General features: G+C 54.5%; 12 protein-coding genes. 9 read left to right on the top strand and 3 right to left on the bottom strand.

All coding sequences use genetic code 11. From position 1 onward, the window contains the following. Positions 1-258: 258 nt before the first annotated feature. Positions 259-1653 (bottom strand): TRAP transporter large permease, encoded by a 1395-nt coding sequence (locus F7R27_RS16045; RefSeq protein ID WP_151705271.1) that lies wholly within the window; start codon positions 1651-1653, stop codon positions 259-261. Between the two features lie 2 nt (positions 1654-1655). Beyond that, the gene (locus tag F7R27_RS16040; RefSeq protein WP_206060536.1) at positions 1656-2198 is read right to left on the bottom strand and encodes a TRAP transporter small permease subunit; all 543 of its coding nucleotides are present in this window, start codon (positions 2196-2198) and stop codon (positions 1656-1658) included. Between the two features lie 263 nt (positions 2199-2461). Here F7R27_RS16040 and F7R27_RS16035 point away from each other — a divergent pair, with 263 nt between their 5' ends. The 9 genes from F7R27_RS16035 to F7R27_RS15995 all read left to right on the top strand — a co-directional run bounded on the left by F7R27_RS16035 (position 2462) and on the right by F7R27_RS15995 (position 16772). Continuing rightward, a complete protein-coding gene (locus F7R27_RS16035) occupies positions 2462-3433 on the top strand; it encodes an ABC transporter substrate-binding protein (protein ID WP_151705269.1) in 972 nt (323 codons plus the stop codon). Next, entirely contained in the window at positions 3430-5307 is a 1878-nt protein-coding gene (locus F7R27_RS16030) for a sensor histidine kinase (RefSeq protein WP_168927537.1), read from the top strand. The genes F7R27_RS16035 and F7R27_RS16030 overlap by 4 nt, the downstream gene beginning before the upstream one ends. Further along, entirely contained in the window at positions 5304-5735 is a 432-nt protein-coding gene (locus tag F7R27_RS16025) for a response regulator (protein ID WP_151705268.1), read from the top strand. Before F7R27_RS16030 ends, F7R27_RS16025 begins: the two co-directional genes overlap by 4 nt. A gap of 108 nt (positions 5736-5843) precedes the next feature. Continuing rightward, positions 5844-8702 (top strand): EAL domain-containing protein, encoded by a 2859-nt coding sequence (locus F7R27_RS16020; protein ID WP_151705267.1) that lies wholly within the window; start codon positions 5844-5846, stop codon positions 8700-8702. Between the two features lie 121 nt (positions 8703-8823). Next, positions 8824-9273 (top strand): hypothetical protein, encoded by a 450-nt coding sequence (locus tag F7R27_RS16015; RefSeq protein WP_151705266.1) that lies wholly within the window; start codon positions 8824-8826, stop codon positions 9271-9273. Next, complete coding sequence (locus tag F7R27_RS16010; RefSeq protein WP_151705265.1) at positions 9274-10791, top strand: tripartite tricarboxylate transporter permease; 1518 nt, start codon at positions 9274-9276, stop codon at positions 10789-10791. It begins immediately after the preceding gene. A 49-nt stretch (positions 10792-10840) separates the two neighbouring features. Next, positions 10841-11797, top strand: a complete 957-nt coding sequence (locus F7R27_RS16005) for a Bug family tripartite tricarboxylate transporter substrate binding protein (RefSeq protein ID WP_151705264.1) — start codon at positions 10841-10843, stop codon at positions 11795-11797. 276 nt (positions 11798-12073) lie between these two features. Continuing rightward, a complete protein-coding gene (locus F7R27_RS16000) occupies positions 12074-15661 on the top strand; it encodes a response regulator (RefSeq protein ID WP_151705263.1) in 3588 nt (1195 codons plus the stop codon). Next, on the top strand, positions 15621-16772 hold the full coding sequence (locus F7R27_RS15995) for a response regulator (RefSeq protein WP_240776404.1): 1152 nt from the start codon (positions 15621-15623) through the stop codon (positions 16770-16772). The genes F7R27_RS16000 and F7R27_RS15995 overlap by 41 nt, the downstream gene beginning before the upstream one ends. Here the strand turns inward: F7R27_RS15995 and yjeH are convergent. Further along, positions 16742-17998 carry an L-methionine/branched-chain amino acid transporter gene (yjeH, locus tag F7R27_RS15990; protein ID WP_168927536.1) on the bottom strand — a complete coding sequence of 419 codons (1257 nt, stop codon included), beginning with the start codon at positions 17996-17998 and terminating at the stop codon, positions 16742-16744. The genes F7R27_RS15995 and yjeH overlap by 31 nt on opposite strands. Between the last annotated feature and the right edge of the window lie 100 nt (positions 17999-18098).

The raw sequence follows: 18098 nt of genomic DNA, 5'->3' as shown, positions 1-18098 counted from the left end.
CAAAAGAGATCATCACAGAGCTGCGTGAAAGCGGTGATGCTCTGACCAAGAAGACCACTGAGCACTTCCTGCAGTCACTGAACGTTCTGCGTACCCGTACCGAAACGGTTGACCAGGCCTTCCTGGCTGCACGTCAGAAGTTCTTCCATATGACCTGACAGCTATCGTGAGGGCCGTTGGAAGATCGCGGTCATCAGATACAAAAAGCCCGCGCGTATGCGCGGGCTTTTTAATAGGTTCTTATCTGCTTAATCCAGGCTACGAGCCGTAAATCAGATTAGGCAACCAGGTCACCAGCCCCGGGAAGGCTACCAGCAGGCCAATCACGAACAGCTGCAGCCCTACAAACGGCAGCACACCACGGTAGATATCCGAAGTTCTGACCGTACTCGGCGCCACACCGCGCAGATAGAAGAGCGCAAAACCGAACGGCGGTGTCAGGAAGCTGGTCTGCAGGTTCACCGCCACCATCACACCCAGCCACACCGGATGCACATCCATCATCAGCAGCACCGGCGCCGTGATCGGGATCACAATGAAGATGATCTCGAAGGTATCCAGAATGAAACCCAGAACGAACATCAGCAGCATGACGAAGATGATCGCGCCCAGCTTGCCACCCGGCAGACTATTGAGGAAGTCACTGACCAGCTCCTCTCCGCCCATCATACGGAACACCAGCGAGAAGACCGAGGCACCCAGCAGGATGATGAAGATCATCGTGGTGGTGTTGGCCGTCGCCGTCATCACCTGGCGCAGGTTCTGATAGGTCAGCTTGCTGCGTATCGCCGCCAGCAGCATCGCGCCCACCGCCCCGACAGAGGCGGACTCAGTCGGCGTTGCCACACCGGTCAGAATCGAGCCCAGTACCGCCACGATCAGCAGCAGTGGCGGCAGCAGTGTCACCAGTACATCGCGGAACAGGCGTGCTTTTTCCTCAGCCGTCACCTCCAGTGCCGGGCAGCTCTCGGGTTCACGGATCGCCTTATAGATCATCCAGCTCATGTACACACCGATCAGAATCAGACCGGGAATGAACGCCCCGGCAAACAGGTCCCCGACCGATACCGGTGTCGGCGCGAAGTTACCCTTGGCCATCTGTACCTGCGCATTCACGCCGGACAGCATATCGCCCATGAAGATCAACACGGTCGAGGGCGGAATGATCTGCCCCAGCGTGCCCGAGGCACAGATCACCCCGGTGGCCAGTTTGGTGTCGTAGCCTGCGCGCATCATCGCCGGCAGCGACAACAGCCCCATGGTCACCACGGTGGCGCCGATGATACCGGTGGAGGCCGCCAGCAGCGCACCCACCACAATAACGGATAAGCCCAGACCACCACGCAACGCACCGAACAGACGACCCATGGTGATCAGCAACTGCTCGGCAATCCCGGAGCGCTCCAGCATCATCCCCATGAAGATGAACAGTGGCACCGCCACCAGCACCTCATTGAGCATGATGCCCATGTAACGCGGGGCCAGACTGGACAGGTTGGAGGGGTCAAACACCCCGAGGAAGTACCCCAGAGTACCGAAGAACAGCGACGTGCCGGCCAGTGAAAAGGCGACCGGAAAGCCCAGCATCAGCACGCCGATAATGGAGAAGAACATCAGCAGGGAGAGGATCTCCCCAAGCAGTACCGGATCCATGCTCAGATACTCCCTTCATGATAGCGCAGGGATTCCGGCAGCAGATCCTCACGGTCTGCCAGTACCAGCACACCGCGCAGGAACATGGCCAGCGCCTGCAAGGCCACCACGACGGCGAACACCAGCAGGAAACTCTTCAGGATATACAGCCCCGGCATGCCGCCGAAGTTGGCCGATCCCTCCATGAAACGCCAGGAGCGCTGCACATAGGGCAAGCCGTAATAGAAGAGCACATAGACGAAGGGGCCGATGAACACGACTGTGCCGAACATATCCACCAGTGCCTTGGTTTTGACCCTGGCCTCGCGGTAGAAGATATCGACACGGACATGGCCGTTTTTCAGCAGTGTGAAACCAGCGATCCCCATGAACATCATGCCGTTGAGCCAGACGTAGAGATCCTGCATCCAGACAAAGCCGGTGGAGAAAAAGTAACGCAGGACCACAACGGTAAAACAGACCAGGACGATGCCGAGCGAGAACCAGGAGAAGATCACTCCCAGTAACTGGTTTATCCCACATATCAGACGAACTAGAAGTGCCAATGCTCGCACTTTGGATTCCTCTTATTAACGTTTTTATTTTATAAGTATTCAGCTCAACGCCCAAGACTGCAGATACAGCCGGATACAGAGAGCCCAGTATCAGCGGCCAAGTGTATAACGATAATCAGCACCTTGCCATGACATTTCCCTTATCTGGTCTGACCAGTCATGTCTCGGATATTAGTCCATCTTCAGGAGGTAGGTTTAAAACAGGCAATGGTGCTAGTATCAGTTGAGGTAAATCTTGTGACGGAAGGTGATCAGTGCGTTTGATTCTGATGTCCATGCTGTTGATAGTGCTGATAAACGGGTGCAGTGAGGTTCCCGAGCCACCTCTGCGCCTGGGTATCAGTGCATGGCTCGGGAATGATCCTTTCATTCTTGCTCGGGACCTGGATCTGCTGAAAGCACCGCGCGTGAGAGTCGTAGAGCTCAGCTCCATCGCGGAAACCAAGCGTAATCTGCGCAATGGTGAACTTGAGGCGGCTTCCCTGACACTGGATGAAGCCTTGCGCCTGGTTGAGGAGGGGGTTGCGCTTCAGATTGTCGGTGTACTGAGCCTGTCGGATGGGGCTGACGGCATTATTGCCAAGCCTTCGATCCAAACGCTGCAGGACCTTCAGGGCAAACGGCTGGCGCTGGAGGATGGGGCGGTAGGAAGGCTCCTGCTGCGAGGAATGCTGATGGTCGGTGGATACAGTCTGAGTGATCTGCACCTGCAATATATGGATGCACCCCTGCATGAAAAGGCGCTCAGGAGCGGGCAGGTCGATGCCGTGATCACCTATGAGCCGATGCGCAGTCGGTTGTTGGCTGATGGTTATAACGAACTGTTCAGCAGCGGCTGGATGCCGGGTGAGCTGGTGGATGTACTGGTTGTGCGCAATGATCTGTCACCCCGAAGACGCCAATCGCTGGTGGATCTGCTGGTGGGCTGGGAGCAGGGTCTTGAATTTCTGAACAAGCATACCGATGCGGCGGTGGAGCTGCTGGTCAGAGGCTCTGAGCTGACGCCGCAGGAGTATCTGACCGCCTTCAATGGCATCTATTTCCATAACCTCAATGACTCAGTGTCTCTGTTACAGGGCGATGATCCCGGTCTGGCACAGGCATCCCGGCTCTTGGTCAGTATCCTGATTGAGCAGCAGATGTTGTCTGAAGCACCTGACTGGTCATTACTGCTCGACGATCAATATGCCCGGCAGGCGCAGCTCAAGAGGGGGGAGGTTCGATGAAACCCGGTTCTCTGCTGTATCTTCCGGGGCGTGTGCTGACCCCGCTGCTGTTGGCATTCATCGCACTGTCTGGTGCGTCTGTTCACCACTTGCTGGCATTGAAAACCGTGGAGCGCTCGGTCACTGAAGAGGAGGTTGTCAGTCTCAAAGAGCGCCTGGGTATTGAGCAGAGTTCCCTGGAAGGCTATCTGATGCTGGGGGATCGCCAGATGGTCCAGCGTCGTGTGGCTGGGTTGGGGATGCGGCGAAATATAACCCACGCCTGGTTGATCGATCCAAATGATGTGGTGGTCGGCTCTCTGGTCAGAACGCAACTGGAGCAGCCTTTGAACGGTATTCTGGAAAATGTGACTGAAGAGCTGGCACAGCAGGTGGTGCATCTTATCAGGCAGCGTCCACTCAGCGTCAGCATAACAACCGTGGAAAACAGGCAGCTTCTGCTGTCTTACACACCGATAAATCCCGGATATCATCTTATTCTGAGCAGTGACCTGTCACAGCCCAAGGCGGAAAGAGCGGCGCAGGCGCGTCAGGATTCACTGCAGGTTGCTTTTTTTTCTCTGCTCTTTGCCATGCTGCTGGCGGTTTTGCTATATCTGATATGGTTCAGGCGCAGCCGACTACTGATCAATGCGCTCAAAGCGATAGGGGCCGGGAATCTGGATGCCAGAACTGGTCTGTATGGCTATGACGAACTGGCAGCGATAGGTCGCGCAGTGGATCTGATGGCTGCTGAGATGCGTTCCAGACGTGATCAGCTTGAGCTGCTGGCCGAGCTTATAGGGCGTTCGCCGGTTGTGGCATTCGAGTGGCAGAACCTGCCGGGGTGGCCGGTTAATTTCGTCAGCGACAGTATCATCGCCTGGGGGTATTCACAGCAGGATTTTCAGAGTGGAAGGATAAATTTTATCGATATCATCCATCCGGATGATCGCGATCGGATCATTCAGGAAGTGACCGAACACTTATCCTCCGGGCCGGATGATTACCGCCAGGAGTATCGTGTCGCACGTCAGGATGGTGACTGGATCTGGGTGGATGATCGCACCTGGCTGACCCGTAATGAACAGGGTGAGGTGACACGGATTCATGGTGTGCTGCATGACTTTACTGAGCTCAAGGAGGCAGAAGCTCAGGTAGCCTTGCTGGTATCCGACCTGGAGAAGCGGGTTGAGGAAAGGACCGAGAGGCTGGCGGCGGCAAATAAAGAGCTTGAGGCTTTCTCCTACAGCGTATCGCACGATCTTAAGGCACCGCTGCGAGGAATTGATGGTTACAGCCAGTTGCTGCATGAGTCTTATGCCGAGCAGTTGGATGAAGAGGGTCGCTACTTTGTTGAGAATATCCGTGCCGGTGTGAAGCAGATGTATCAGCTGATCGAGGACCTGCTTGCCTATTCGAGAATGGAGCGACGTTTGCTGGAGGAGCGGCAGGTCAATCTCGGTGATCTGGTGGCCGAGGTAATTGATTTTCAATTAGCCGTTGAAAGCTATCCGGATGTCGTTGTGGCTGTGGAGGTGCCACCGATTCAGTTGCTGATCGACAGAGAGGGGTTGGGGATGGTGTTAAGGAATCTGTTGAGTAACGCACTGAAATTCACTGCCGGGCGCGAGCAGCCCAGTATAGCAGTGACTGCACAGCAGGATGAGGAGCGAATTCTGATATCGGTCAAAGATAATGGTGTTGGTTTTGATATGAAGTATCATGACCGTATCTTTCAGATTTTTCAGAGGCTGCATCGGCCTGAAGATTACGCCGGCACTGGAGTAGGACTGGCACTGGTCGGTAAGGCGATGCAACGCATGGGCGGCAGGGTGTGGGCTGAAAGCACTGTCGGCAAAGGATCTACCTTTTATCTGGAGTTCAGAACATGAGTCTGGATGTTACAACACAACCGATACTGCTGGTCGAAGATAACCCGGTCGATCTGGACCTGACGCTGCGTGCTTTCAAACGCAAACGCTTCGCCAATCCGATCGAAGTGGCGCGCGACGGGGAGGAAGCACTGGCGTTCATTAAGCGCTGGGAAGCCGGTGAGCCTTTGCCGGTAGTCATTCTGCTGGACCTGAAGCTGCCGAAAGTGGATGGATTGGATGTACTGCGTGAGATCAAGTCCCATCCGAGTCTGTGCGGTGTGCCCGTTGTGGTGCTGACCTCCTCAGGTGAGGATCGGGATATTCAGACTGCATACAAGCTGGGCGCCAATTCCTATATCACCAAACCGGTTGATTTTGCCAAGTTCATTGAGGTGGCCGAACAGATCGAGTTGTACTGGTGCGTGCTCAATCAGCCGCAAAGGTAGTGATTAAAAAGTGACTGGCAGATAACGACAACAGATAATGCCATCAGATAGCACCTACAGATAGCACCTACAGATAGCACCTAAAGATCGTGTTAAAGGAAGCCTCGAATGCGCGTACTTTACATAGAGGACAATATTGCAGATGCTGATCTTGCCAGACGGATGCTGGCGGCCTCCCATCCCCAGATCAGCCTGACACTGTCTGCCACGCTGGCCGAAGGAATGCAGCAACTGAACGGTACACAGGTGTTTGATCTGTTACTGACCGACCTCTCCCTGCCTGATGGTTCGGGTATCGAAGCGCTTACTTACGTCAGAGAGAGACAGCTTCCGATGGCAGTGGTGATTCTGACCGGACAGGGCGACCATAATGCCACCATCAGTGCACTCAAGGCGGGAGCTGATGACTACATAGTCAAGCGTGACAGCTATCTGAAGAGGCTGGCGCAGATCATGCTGCAGGCATTGACCCGCTATCGCACCAATGCGGTTCGTTCGCATAGCCTTTTACGTGTTCTATATGCGGAACATAACGCTTTTGATATTGATCTAGCCCGGCGCCATCTGAGCCAGCATGCTCCCCAGATCAGACTCACTGCCGTCAGAGATGCTACTTCAGTACTGTCCCTGTTACCCGTGTCTGCGGATGAGCCCAACAGCTTTGATCTTCTGTTACTGGATTTTCGGCTGCCGGGTATGGACGGACTTGAGCTGGCGCGAATCATACGTGACGAACGCAAGCTGGAATTGCCCATCGTTCTGATAACGGGGCAGGGGACTGAGGAGATCGCCTCACAGGCAATCAATCTGGGTATTGATGACTACCTGGCAAAGCATGATGGCTATCTGTATGAGCTGGCAGCCTTGATGCAGAAGGTGTTCCGCAGTGCTGAGTTGCTGAAGGAGCGCAAGCGGCTGCTTGAGGTGAATCAGCGTTTTGCACACCTGCTTTCTGCCAGCCCGACAGTGCTCTATAACCTGCGAATGCATGACAACAGCATCAGAGCGGTCTGGATCAGTGAAAACTTTACCGAAATCACCGGCTATGATGTCAGTCAGGCGCTGCAGCCTGAGTGGTGGCAGCAGACATTTTTCCCTCAGGGGGTGGAGCATAATCAGGCGCTGAAGACGCTGTTCAGGCAGGGAAGCTGTACTATTGAGCATCCACTACCTCATGCCGATGGGGTCTCAATGTGGTTGCGCCATGAGATGCGCTTGCTGCAGGAAAATCAGGATGAACTGTGCGATATCGTCGGCACACTCAATGACATTACGCAGCAAAAACGCACTGAAGCGCGTCTCAGAGAGGCGGCTGCAGTGTTTGAAAATACCAGTGATGGTGTGCTGATCACCGATCTTCAGGCGCATATCCAGGCAGTCAATGCAGCCTTCACCGAGATCACCGGTTACAGTGAAGAGGAGGTGGTGGGTACAACGCCTGCTCTGCTTAAATCCGGGCGTCACGCCTGCGATTTCTATCAAGCGATGTGGGCATCACTGCTGGAAACCGGTGCCTGGCAGGGGGAGGTCTGGAATCGGCGCAAGAATGGTGAGCTGTACCCACAGTATCTGAGACTGAATACCGTTTACGGAGAGCAGGGGCGGGCAACCAACTATATCGGCGTGTTCAGCGATATCAGTCATCAGAAACGTTCGGAGGCCCAACTGGAGCATCTGACACACTACGATCCCCTGACACAGTTGCCGAACAGGTTGTTACTGCTCTCGCGCCTGGATCACGCAGTGGAGCAGGCACAACGCAGCGGCCACCATGTTGCCGCACTTTACATGGATCTGGATCGCTTCAAAACCATCAATGACAGCTTCGGGCACTCTGCCGGCGATGAGTTTCTGAAGGCGATAGCGACACGGATCAAATACCACCTGCGCAAGGAGGATACGCTGGCTCGCCTGGGTGGTGATGAGTTCATGCTGGTGATGGAGGGGGTCAGTCATCCTGACCAGGCCGCGACGGTGGCACAGTCAATACTGGATCTGTTGAAGCAGCCTGTCACACTGTCTACCGGACATGATGTCGTGGTAGGGGCGAGTATTGGTATCAGCCTTTATCCCGAGGATGCCGGCAATGCACTGGAGTTGGTGCAGTATGCCGATACGGCGATGAATGTGGCCAAAAGCCGTGGCCGGGATCAGCACTGTTTCTTTACTGAGGAGCTGACTCAGCGTGCCCGCCAGCGTCTGGAACTGGAAAATGCGCTGCGCAGGGCGCTGGACAATGAGGAGTTTGTCCTGCACTACCAGCCAATGATGTCGATCGAGACAGGCAAAGTAGTGGGTGTTGAGGCCCTGTTGCGCTGGGAGGTCAGCAGTGGTGAGATGTTGCCACCAAGTCAGTTTATTCCGATTGCCGAGGAAACCGGACTGATTCTGCCCCTTGGCCGCTGGGTGATTCAGGCGGCTTGCCTGCAGATGAGTGTCTGGATCAATGCCGGATATCCGCTGCAGTTCATGTCTGTCAATCTGTCGGGCAAACAGTTTCAACGCGGTGAGCTGGATGCCGAAGTACAGCAGGCACTTGCCAATGCGGCGCTTGATGGCCGGTATCTGGAGCTGGAGCTGACCGAAAGTATCATCATGGATTATGCTGATCACTCGCTGGACACCATGAATGCGCTGAAGGCTGCAGGTATTCACCTGTCGATTGACGACTTCGGTACCGGTTACTCCTCACTGGCGCACCTGAAGAATTTTCCGATAGATCGTCTCAAGATAGATCAGAGCTTCGTGCGCAGTCTGACGAAACAGACCCGGGATCAGGCTATTGTCTATACAATAATAAACATGGCTGATAATCTTGGGCTGGATGTGGTGGCTGAGGGTGTCGAAACAGCTGAACAGTTGGATCTACTGCGAGAACTGGGATGCCACATCTGCCAGGGATACTATTTCAGTCCAGCTCAGACTCCCAGAGAGCTGGAACAGTGGATGATGGAGAATCTGAGCTGACCAAAAACATTGACTGGCCGGGGGCTCTGTGAAACCATAAGCAGGTAGTTATAAAAAAATCTGCCTATAGAACAGATTGTATAAACAAATCAATTATAATAACCAACGGATTGTCTAAGTCATGTTGAGAATCAATTTCTGGTCGGGTCTGGCCACCACTGCATTTGCAGTCATGCTGCTAACCTGGATAATACCGCAATATGGTGGAGGCGGCTTCTCATTTGGTCTGCCGCCGCAACTGGTTGCCACTATCGGTGCCTGGGTTATCCTGCTGTTCGCGGGTCTGCTTGTCGTAACGTCTCTCATCCACATGATCAAGGCGAAAGAGCCTGTCATCGTGGGGGTCAGCCTTGATGAACTCTGGCATCATGTCTGGCCGTTTCTCTATGTGCTGGTCTTTATCTGCCTTGCGATCTACTTTCCATTAACCTGGATAGCGCCAATCCTGATAGGTGCCCTGCTGTTCATTCTCGGTGAACGGCGTTGGACCATCTATCTGATCTGTACAGGTCTGCCCACGCTGGGTCTGTATATACTGACCGTTTATCTGATGCGAATTGGAGTCGTTTAAGTGCCTGATTTTAATGCTGTCAGCGATGCTTTTGCGATCGCACTGAGCTGGGAATCCATCTTCGTCATCTTCGGTGGTGTTCTGATGGGCTATATTGTCGGGGTTATTCCCGGCCTGAACCGATCTGTCGCTATCGCCATCGCGATTCCACTGACTTTCTACATGTCGCCCTATGCGGCAATCTCCTTTCTGATCGGTCTGTCCAAGGGGACGGCTGCCGGCAGTGCCGTATCGGCGATTCTGCTCAATACACCGGGTGAGGCATCATCAGCGGCAACCTGTCTTGATGGCTACCCCATGGCACGCGACGGACGTCCACGCACCGCCTTGAAGATCGGTCTGCTGGCCTCCGTGATCGGTGACCTGCTGGCAACACTCCTGTTGATCGGTGTCGCGATACCCTTTGCGGCCGTTGCCCTCAAGTTTGGTCCCTATGAACTGGCGGCGATTCTGGTCTTTGCCTTGATCTTCATTGCTGGTATGGCCGGTGGCTCGTTTCTCAAGGGGATGGCGGCCGGTGGTCTCGGTATTGTGCTGGGCACGGTGGGGCTTGATCCTGAAACGGGCGCGATGCGCCTGACATTCGGCTTTTATGAGCTGATGGAAGGGGTGCCGATTCTGCCCCTGGTGATCGGTACGCTGGCACTGTCCGAGATGTTTGTGCAGCTGGATGAATATCGCCGCAACCGCAATCAGTCTGCCATTAACCTCGGTGACTCCAAGAAGGACGACCTGAGCTGGAAAGAGTTCAAAATGACCGTGCCGACGATCCTGCGGGGTACGGCGATCGGTGCGTTTGTCGGTGCCTTGCCAGGCCTTGGCCCGTCGGTGGGCTCCTTCATGTCCTATGGCGCAGCCAAGCGTGCGGCCAAGGATCCAAGCACCTATGGCAAGGGTGACCCGCGTGGTATCGCTGCGGCAGAATCAGCAGATAATGCAGTGATTCCGGCAAGTTACATTCCGCTGTTTGGTCTGGGTATACCGGGGAGTGTATCAGCGGCCCTGCTGGTCGGTGCCTTCATGATTCATGGTATTACGGTTGGCCCCCTGATGCTGCGTGAGCAGCCTGAGATGCTTTTCTCCATCTTCTCGGGCATGCTGGTGGCGAGCCTGCTGATGCTGGCGATCGGCTGGTATGGTCTGCGCGTGTTTGCCCGCATCACCAACATTCCTCAGCATCTGGTCATTCCGATTGTAATCTTTCTCTGTCTGGCCGGAATTCAGGTTCAGGGCTATGGCACCTTCGGATTGCTGGTGGTGTTTGGCTTTGCCATTCTCGGTTATTTCCTGAAGAAATTTGATTACTCTTTTGTGACCTTCCTGGTGGCTTTCATCGTAACACCGATGCTGGAGCTGAACATGCGCCAGTCGATTATCCTGTCGGGTGGTGATGCAGCCATATTGCTTCAGCGGCCGATTGCGGTTGTATTTATTGTTGCTACTGTGTTGTTGCTGCTCCATTTTGGTTGGAGTGCGATGAGGCAGCGAAAAAAAGCGGGACTGACCCGCGAAGACTGACTGCCCGGCAAACAGGGCAGATCTATAATAACCTACTGGGGAAAACAGAATGAAAATTAAAACAATCTTTAAAACGGCGATCTTGTCAGGGGCGATTGCTCTGGGTAGCGTTGCGGTGCAGGCAGCAGACTTTCCAACCAAGCCACTGAATATGGTGATCGGTTTCAATCCCGGTGGCAGTACTGATATTCAGGGCCGTGTACTGGCCAACGTTCTGGGTGAGCATCTGGGGCAGCAGGTCAATGTCATCAACCGTCCGGGTGCCGGTGGCGGTGTCGCACTGGCCCAGTTGGCCAACAGCCGTGATGAGGGCTATACCTTTGTTTTCGGTACCTCTTCCACCATTACCTTCGGCCCTCTGGCCGCTCCAACCTCCTATGATCTGGACAGTTTCAGTTATGTTGCCGGTGTAACGCTGGGGCAGTCTGCCATCGTTACAGGTGAAGGCCGTCCTTTCTCCAACTGGTCCGAGCTGATTGAATACGCCAAGGCTAATCCGGGTGTCAGCTATGCCACTCAGACAACGCTGGATCGCCTGCTGATCGACTATATCGCCAAGCAGGAAGGTGTCAGCTTCCGTATCGTACCGACCGCAGGTGGTGCCGGTATGGCGCCGCTGATCCTGTCTGGTGACGTGGACTTCGGTTACAGTGGCGGTACTCACTCCGGCTATGCTGAAACTGGTGAAATGCCCGTTCTGGTGAGTCTGGCGGATGATCGTCTGGTTGCCTTCCCGGATGCTCCGACCCTGCGTGAGCTGGGCTATGAGATAGACCCCGGTGAAATTCGTGTCGTGATGGTGCCGAACAATACACCACAAAGTCATATCACTCGCCTGGCTGAAGCACTGGAAGCGGCTACCAAGGATCCCCGCTTTATCGAGATCACTGAAGAGCGGATTCTGATGCCTGTTGTGTTCATTGAGGGTGAAGCCGTCAAGGCTCAGCTGGCAGGTCAGATCGAGAGCTACAAGCAACTGATCGAAGAGATGGGTGGTCTGAACTGATCACAAGTTAAACTGCTTCTGGACTCTGTCAGCTCAGGCTGATCAGAGTGTCCAGCTTGAAATAAAGGCCGATCTGCTCTAAACCATCTGAGTGGATCGGTTTTTTTTTGCAGTTTTTTCAGTTTTCAGAGAGCCTGTTCACCCTGTTGATAAAATTTTGATGAATTCTATCGTCAGTGGCTGTAAAACTGACGCGACTGGGTTATAACAGATTGAAATGGAATCAGTTATCTAGTTTTGTAATATTATTCTTGCGCTTGAAACAGGGATGAAGGGATGTCAGTCGAGCAGTCAGACAAGCGCGAACAGCGCAGAGTCTCGATACGCCACAAGCTGGTCAGTCATGTGCTATCGCTCCTATTGCTGGCGATCGGCAGTCTGTATGCCGCCATCTACTTTCTGGTCATAGATCCAGCAACGAAGGAGATCTCTCAGGCTCAGGTTGAGCAGGTCGCGAATCGTGTTGAGCTGGAGCTTGAGCAGGTATTCGGGACGGTCGAGCGGCTCCTGCTTTCGGGACGGGAGTGGATTGATAACGAGTATCTGGAGCCCGCAGACTGGCCGACCTTGAATACCCTGCTGATGCCGGTGCTGTCGCACTCAGAGGAGGTTTCTTCGGTCCTCTTTGCCACCGATGCGGGAACTGAATGGCTGCTGCTGAAACGTCCGGATGGCAGTTGGACCAATCGGCTGACCAATCCAGGGGAGTGGCCCGGCCAGGTGCGCTGGCAGGATTGGCAGACCCTGCATCAGACACCCTTCACTCGCATGGAAACCCGCGATTACTCGCCCTTGCAGCGCCCGTGGTTTACCGGGGCCATGGCAACACCGGAAGGAAAGGTTCACTGGACCGAGCCCTATCGTTTTCTGACGACCGGGGATGCGGGTATCAGCGCTTCAATGCGCTGGCAGGATCATCAGGGAAGAACGCTGGTGCTGGCGTTTGATGTGATGCTGACGGACCTGTCGCGCTTCACATCCAGCATCAGTTTTGCCAGCAAGGGGCGGACGCTGGTGATGACGGACGAGGGGTTGCTCCTGGGTGTACCGGGTGAAGATCGCTTTCAGAGAGGAGATGGTATTCGAGAGGCTGTCCTGCTGCCTGCAGAAGAGGTGCTGACGGGGCCATTGCTGGATGGGCTGAAAAGCTGGTCGGCTGAAGGCATGTCGGATAGTCAGACCCACCGCTACCGCAGTGAGGGCGAGTACTGGTTCAGGCATTTCAGTGCCTTTGATGCCGGTGACAAACGGTTGTGGATTGGCGTTTTCGCGCCTGAATCGGCATTTATTCCCGGTGCTCAGTATCACCGCCAGGTGTTGCTGGTGATTCTGGCCCTGGTCTTGCTGATATCCTTGCTGGTAATTCGGCAGATGGCTGCAAGGTTTGCAGCGCCCCTGCAGCAGCTGGCAAGAGCCAGCGATCGTATCGGTGCACTGGAGTTGTCAGAGCGTGTTGACATTCCCACTCAGATCAAAGAGTTCAGGCAACTGGTGGATGCGCAGGAACGGATGCGGCAGATGTTGTATGCGGCCAACTATAAATTGGAACAGCTGGTTGCAGCTCGCACCAGTGAGTTGAATCAGGCGCGCAGGGTGGCGGAAGAAGCGACGGCGGCCAAGTCCAGCTTTCTGGCCAATATGAGCCATGAGATACGCACGCCGATGAATGCGATTATCGGCTATGGACATCTGGCTTTGCAGACCGACATGGATCCACAGCAGTATGATTATCTCAATAAAATCAACACCGCCTCGCAATCTCTGTTGGGTATCATCAATGATATTCTGGATTTTTCCAAGATAGAGGCCGGCAAGCTGCAGCTGGAATCAACGCACTTGGAGCTGCATGAGGTGATGGACCGTCTGGCATCGATCGTTGCCTTCAAGGCTAATGAAAAGGGGCTGGAGCTGCTGATCGATATGGCGCCTGATCTGCCAGCAGGTTTACGTGGTGATCCGCTGCGGCTGTCACAGATATTGATCAATCTGGTGAATAACGCAATCAAGTTCACAGACAGGGGTGAAGTGATACTGCGTATAAAGCCTGTCCTGGTCGACCAGTCAACAGCACTGCTGCAGTTTGAGGTTCAGGATACCGGCATAGGCATCTCTCTGGCTGAACAGGCAAAGTTGTTTCAGGCATTTTCTCAGGCCGACAGTTCGACCACGCGGCGTTATGGTGGCACAGGGCTTGGGCTGAGTATTGCATCGAGCCTGGTCAAACTGATGGGGGGGGATATCAAGGTAAGCAGTGAACCGGGCAAGGGCAGCTGTTTCACTTTTACCGCAGAGTTTGCACTGGAGCAGGCTCAGGAGGAGCCGGAGTTGATGGTGCCGGGCTCGTTGCAGCGTATCAGTGTACTGATAGTGGATGATAATGTGCACTGCCGAGAAATTCTGTTGCGCTATCTTGAGCAATTCGGTTTTCATGCGCAAAGCTGCCAGTCCGGCGAGCAGGCCGTGACGGATGTGGCGGCGGCTTTTCTGGCAGGTCACCCTTTTGATCTGGTATTGATGGATTGGAAAATGCCCGGCCTTGACGGTGTGGCGGCGGTGCGTCAGATACGCGGGCAACTGCATGACAAGGCACCCAGAGTCGTGATGGTGACGGGCTATGGTCGTGATGACTTGATGACACAAGCACAGGGGCTGGAAGTGGATGGTTACCTGACCAAACCGGTCAATCCTTCTACATTGTTTGATGCGATCATCAGTGCCTTCAGTCTGAGTGCTGTCAGGGAAAGGGAGGAGCACAGCGGCAGCATCCAGGCGCTGTCAGCAGGTATCCGCAACCCGGGGTTGCCATTGCTGGTGGTGGAAGATAATGAGATGAACCAGCAGCTGGCGCGGGAACTGCTGGAAACGGCGGGGTTCCAGGTAGAGATAGCCGGTGATGGTGTGCAGGCACTGGCTTTGCTTGAAAAGCAGAGGTTTGCACTGGTGTTCATGGATCTGCAGATGCCGGTGCTGGATGGGTTTGAAACCACCAGACGCTTGAGAGCCGATGCTCGTTATGATGGGCTTCCGATCATCGCGATGACCGCCAATGCGATGGCTGGTGATCGTGAGCGCTGTCTGGCGGCAGGAATGAATGATCATATCAGTAAGCCGATAGATTTGAAGCAGTTGTTTGCTGTGCTCAGACACTGGCTGGAAGTTGATATACAGGAAGAGACTGTTACAAGCGATAATGGGCTGGTAGAGATGGAGCTGTTGGAGGGTCTGGAAGGAATCGATCTTCTGGATGCGCTTGCACGCCTGGGTGGCAATGCACAGCTGATGCTGAAACTGCTGCTACAGTTTCGTGACCGTCAGGCCGATATTGTGGATAAGATAACCTCTGCGCTGGCAGTCGGGGATAAGGCACTGGCTGAACGTTTGGCACATACCTTCAAGGGGTTGGCCGGAAATATCGGGGCCATAGCGCTGCAACAACTTGCGGCGGAACTGGAGCAGGCGATTGAGCAGGGTGATCATGAGTCTTGTGATCGCCTACTACCGAGACTTGAAAAGGATCTGAAGGCGCTGATTGCGCTGCTCAGACCCCTTCAGGCTCAGCCACCGGTATGGGTCGCTATTGATGATGGAAATGCAGCTTCAGCTGAAGCTGACCAGGGCAGACAAAACAGTGAAGCGGTAAATGAATTGCTGCTGACACTTGATCAGCAACTGCACGATGATGATACCCAGGCGCAGGCAACACTGTTAAAGGTCCGGCATATTATCGGCACTGACCTGCATCTGGATCAGATTGAAAAAGCGGTTTCTCAGTATGATTTTGAGGCAGCTTTGCTGGCTTTGACTAAACTGATGAACAGGTTGAATGATAGTCGTACCGGCGAGAGTAGCGACAGGTCAGAATGAAGTATTGGAGTTAACAGCGATGGAGCGAGGTCAGCGATTTATGGAAAGTCTGAAACGTCAGACCATTCTGGTGGTGGACGATACCCCGGAAAACATTGATGTGCTGGTCGGTATTCTCAAGGCAGAGTATCAGGTGAAGGCCGCCACGCGAGGTGAAAAGGCGTTGCAGATCATCCAGTCAGGCTCACCCCCTGATCTGATATTGCTGGATATCATGATGCCGGATATGGATGGCTACGAAGTGTGCAGACGCCTCAAGGCAGATCCGCTGACCCGCCATATACCGGTGATTTTCGTTACCGCTAAAATACAGATCGCCGACGAAATCAGAGGTTTCGAACTGGGTGCTGCCGACTACATCACCAAGCCGATCAGCCCGCCGATCGTGCTGGCAAGAGTGCAGACTCATCTGGCACTTTATGATCGTAATCGGGAGCTGGAAGCCAAGGTCAGGCAACGTACAGAGCAGCTGTATGCAACGCAGCTGCTGATTATTCAGCGCCTGGGCAGGGCTGCCGAGTTCAAGGATAACGAAACAGGTCTGCATGTTATCCGCATGAGCCTTTATACCCGTGTACTGGCTCTGGCGGCGGGTATGAGTGAGGCAGAGGCCGAGCTTTTGATGCATGCGGCTCCAATGCATGATATCGGCAAGATAGGCATTCCGGATGCGGTGTTGCAGAAACCGGGTAAGCTGACACCTGAGGAGTGGGAGGTCATGATGGGGCATGCCGAGATAGGGGCAGGCATCATCGGCGAAAACCCGGATTCAGAGCTCCTGACACTGGCGAGAACCGTTGCTCTGCATCACCATGAAAAATGGGATGGCAGTGGTTATCCACAGCGTTTGAAAGGTACGGCCATTCCACTGTCTGCACGAATTGTTGCTGTCGCGGACGTCTTTGACGCCCTGACGACGCGACGTCCCTATAAGGAGCCCTGGTCGGTGGAACGTGCCATTGCGTATCTGGAAGATAATACCGGAAAGCATTTTGATCCCGAGCTGATACCGCTGTTTCTGAAATGCCTCCCGCAGATCATGGCGATCAGGGAGGCATATGCAGAAAACACCGAATATAATCAGACAGGCATCGAAAGAGAGCGGCGATAGCGCAGGGTTTCGATCAGGCAGGCTGCTGCCAGCATCAGGGCCGGATAGAGCATGGCGACTCCTATCTTCAGCATTATGAGGAGGCAACTGGCGCAGGCGATGGCAGAGAGCCAGCGCCCGATTCCGCGTGTCAGTCGCCAGGCCGCGAAACACGCCAGACCATAAACCGTGATAAAGACGCCATTGGTCATCTCGATCATATGATCAACCGGCAGTGCCAGCACCTCCATCAGCGCGATGGAGGTGCAACAGATCACAATGCATATCCGCAAGGCGTTGGCCGGTGCACCTTTAAGGTTAGTGTGGCCACACCAGACAGGCAGTGCGCCTGATTGAGAAAGTGACAGTATCATGCGTGCAAAGCCCAGCAGATAGATCAGCGCATTGGCAAAAACAATGGCAAAGGCACCGATGGCGAAAGCCCGACTCCAGCCAGCGCCGAGAATTTCCACAACCAGCAGTCCAAACGACTGACTGTTGGTCAGTTCATCACCATAGACCTGATACTGTCTTATCAGCATCACCGTGGCGAGGTAGCAGGCGACGACAATGGCCAGACCGATCAACAGGGCTATCGGAAAGTCACGTTGGGGGCGCCGGAATTCAGCCCCCATGTGCGCCATGACCTCAATCCCCATGAAACACCAGAACACGATCCCGACGGTGCTCAGACTGAGCAGCCAGTCCTGCTGGGTAGCGGGGATACGAAACCCTACGGCAGAAGGGGCACCACGCAGACTGAGCCAGGATACGGCGATGATCAGTGCCAGTACGATGGCGATCTGAATACCGGCCGAAGCTTCGATACCCGCATTGCCAAGCATCAGTACCGCCACCAGGGTCAGTAGTGTCAGCCATAGAATCGACTCGGGTGGCAGGCCCAGTGCCAGTGCCAGATAGCTGGCGCCCACTTTCAAAGCCACAGTGGGCCCGACCAGCAGCACCGACAGAAACAGCCAGCCAACTGCTTTACCCAGTGGTGCATTCAGTGCTGCCTTGACGTAGTGTGCTGCGCCACCGGCTGAAGGGTATCTGGCGCCGAGCATGGCGAAGACCAGCGCGATCGGCATTACCAACAGCAGCGTCAGCCACCAGGTGGTGAGTGCCAGATCACCGGCACGATCTACCGACATGGCTGGCAGCATCAGAATACCGGGGCCGATAAAGGTCGTGACGGTCATGGCGATACCGGCAGGGATGCCTAGGTTTTTTTTCAGGTTACTCATGAGTGTAAATCCGCTAGAATTTTTGCCAATCTTAGGTCCCTGCAGCAGGAAAATCGCCTGCAAAAAGAGGGGATTGGCCGCCATTTTGGCGGTTTCACAG

It is taken from the genome of Nitrincola alkalilacustris (assembly GCF_008973755.1).
Taxonomy (GTDB): Bacteria; Pseudomonadota; Gammaproteobacteria; order Pseudomonadales; family Balneatricaceae; genus Nitrincola; species Nitrincola alkalilacustris.
Note: the sequence above shows the minus strand (reverse complement) of the source record. Positions and strands in the feature narration are given on the sequence as shown.